This window comes from Gordonibacter sp. (assembly GCF_036667095.1).
GTDB lineage: Bacteria > Actinomycetota > Coriobacteriia > Coriobacteriales > Eggerthellaceae > Gordonibacter.
Map to the genome: position 1 here is coordinate 1 of NZ_JAVWUP010000285.1, position 2,548 is coordinate 2,548.

General features: G+C 57.6%; 2 protein-coding genes and 1 pseudogene. All 3 read left to right on the forward strand.

The window, feature by feature from the left end; translation table 11 throughout:
• A pseudogene (locus tag RR842_RS13755) lies at positions 1–181 on the forward strand (hypothetical protein); the annotation flags it as partial.
• 24 nt (positions 182–205) lie between these two features.
• Positions 206–1,600, forward strand: coding sequence for a phage portal protein (locus RR842_RS13760; protein ID WP_332730156.1), 1,395 nt, complete (start codon positions 206–208; stop codon positions 1,598–1,600).
• The coding region (locus RR842_RS13765) for a phage minor capsid protein (protein WP_332730157.1) at positions 1,601–2,548 on the forward strand (948 nt) is incomplete at its 3' end.

Here is a 2,548-nt window from a genome sequence, read left to right on the forward strand (position 1 = left end):
TGTGCGCTGCCCACACCTTGCCAAAGAGGTACGAGAGCAGCAGTACGACCAAAACAAGGACGGCGAATGGCTCAACGCCATACCTGATGGCGCAGACCACTGGATAGACGCTACCCGCTACGCCTTCATGCGCGAGGCTCGCAGCCGCTACGCCTATCGAGCGACACAGGCGGAAGAATAACACCAAGACAAGAAAGGCGGCCTTATGGCAATCGATGAATTCCAGATACCGGCGCACGTGAAGAAGGCCATCAAAGCGGCTGGATACACTGCGCCGTCCTCTATGGAAAGCTACATCCAGCAGTGGTACGACTGGTATTCCGGCAAAGATGATTGGTACAAGATCGACTACACAAACCTTGACGGCAAAAGCCTCAATCGCGCTCGCATGAGCCTCAAGCCCGCCAAGCGTGCAGCCTCTGAGTTCGCATCTCTGATACTTAACGAGTCCACCGAGGTGTCGGCCGACAGCCCCAAGGCGAACAAGTACCTGAATGAGTTCCTGGACAAATCAAACTTCTGGCCCACGGGGCAGATGATCGTGGAGAAGGCGTTCGCACTCGGCACCGCCGCCTGGGCGCTGTGGTTCAACGTCTTGGGCGACGACGTGACCAAGATCAAGATCCGGCGCTACGATGCCCGTATGGTCGTGCCGCTCTCGTGGGATGAAGAGGGGGTCAGCGAGTGCGCATTCGTCACCCGCGTGAGCCTTAAAGGCAAGCCCGCCGACCAGTTACAAATGCACGTGGTCGAAGAGGGTACCTACCGCATAAAGACGATGCTGTTCGTTGATTCGCGCATAATAGACCCCGAATCGGTGGGAGCCATCGCAGACTTCGACACCGGATGCCCTGCCAAAACCTTCGGCCTTCTCAAGCCCGCGCTGGAGAATACTTGCGTGGATCTCTCCCCCTACGGCATGAGTGTGTTCGCTGATGCGGTGGATGCCATCAAAGCGGTGGATCTCGCGTTTGACTCGATGTTCCAGGAAGTGGAGCTCACTGAGGTCAAGGTGTTTATGGACGAAGCCATGATCGACGTGCGATCAAAGGGCGGCAAGACAATACCGCTACCAAAACAGGAGCAACGTAAGTTTCTCAAGGTTGCAGGTAAGGACCCAAAGAACTTCATCGACGTGTTCAGCCCCGATATCCGTATCGACCCGTTGCGCAGCGCGCTGGATGTGGCTCTCGCAGAGTTCGGCGAGTTATGCGGCTTCGGACAACAGTATTTCATGCTGGACAAAGCAAGCGGACTCAAAACCGCCACTGAAGTGACGAGCGACAACAGCGCGCTTATGCGCAACGTACGCAAGCATGAGAACGTAATCAGGGGTGCTATCCAAGACATCGTTACCGCTTTACTCACATGCGCGAGGATCCATTGCGGCGTCGACATTGAAGAGGATTTCGGGCCCATAACGGTCACGTTCGACGACAGCGTGATCACCGACACACAGACCGAGAAGAATCTCATGATGGCCGAGATCGCCGCTGGGCTACTCCCCAAGTGGAAGTACGCTGTGGAATTCTACGGCCTGAACGAGGAAGAAGCCAAGGCGGCGCTTCCCGCTGAGGAGATCGTGGACGTAGGCTTCTAGATGCTCGATCCCGATTACTTGGAACAAGCAGGCGAGAAGGTAGCGGGCGTGTACCGTCAGATCGAAGCGGATATGCTCGACTACCTTGTGGCCAAGATGATAGAGGGAGACGTGGGGGGCCAGCGCGCACAGACAGCCATCCATCGGCTCGCCCAAAATTCAGCCGCTCCCCTCATGGATATCTTCGGAAAGTACGGCAAGGCTATCGACGCCGCCGTAAAGCTAGAGATTACCGAGGCGCTGCGACTATCTAACACCGACGATTTGAGCCGCATAAAGCGCGGCCTTGGAGTTGATCTCCCAGCTATCACCACACGCCAGGTTGCTGCCACCGTGGCGGGTGCCAAGGAGATACTAGAGCGCCAGAACCTACTCATGGCCGAATCAGCCCGCAACGCCTTCTTACAACAGTCCCTGTGGGCTGTCACGCAGGTGAACACCGGCACCATGACGACCGAGAAAGCTTTGCACGCAGCCGTGAGACGCTTGGAGGGCGATGGCATCAGCCTCATCACCTATCGCAACACAACCACCGGCATGCAGAGCGTGCAGAACAAGGTGGATGTTGCTGTGCGCCGCCATATCCGCACGCAGATAGCCCAAGACGGCATGAGGCTCACCGAGCTGCTTATGGACGAGGCTGACGTTGATCTGGTGGAGGTGTCCAGCCACGGAGGGGCACGTCCAAGCCATGCGAAGTGGGAGGGGCGTGTTTACTCCCGCAACGGCGACAAGATCATCAATGGCGTGCGCTACCGCGACTTCAAATCAGCTTGCAACTGGGGGGACGTGGCCGACGGTATAGGTGGTGCCAACTGCCGACACTCATACGCCGCGTGGTTCCCCGGTATGGAGCGCAGCTACTACCCCAACCCCGACCACCCCAGCGGCAAAACCAACGAAGAGGTATACGGTCTCACGCAGAAGCAGCGCACCGGAGAGCGCGCC

Bases quoted from the DNA above. Each gene is read 5' to 3' on its own strand.
- RR842_RS13760 (WP_332730156.1), top strand. From the start codon at position 206: ATGGCAATCGATGAATTCCAGATACCGGCGCACGTGAAGAAGGCCATC.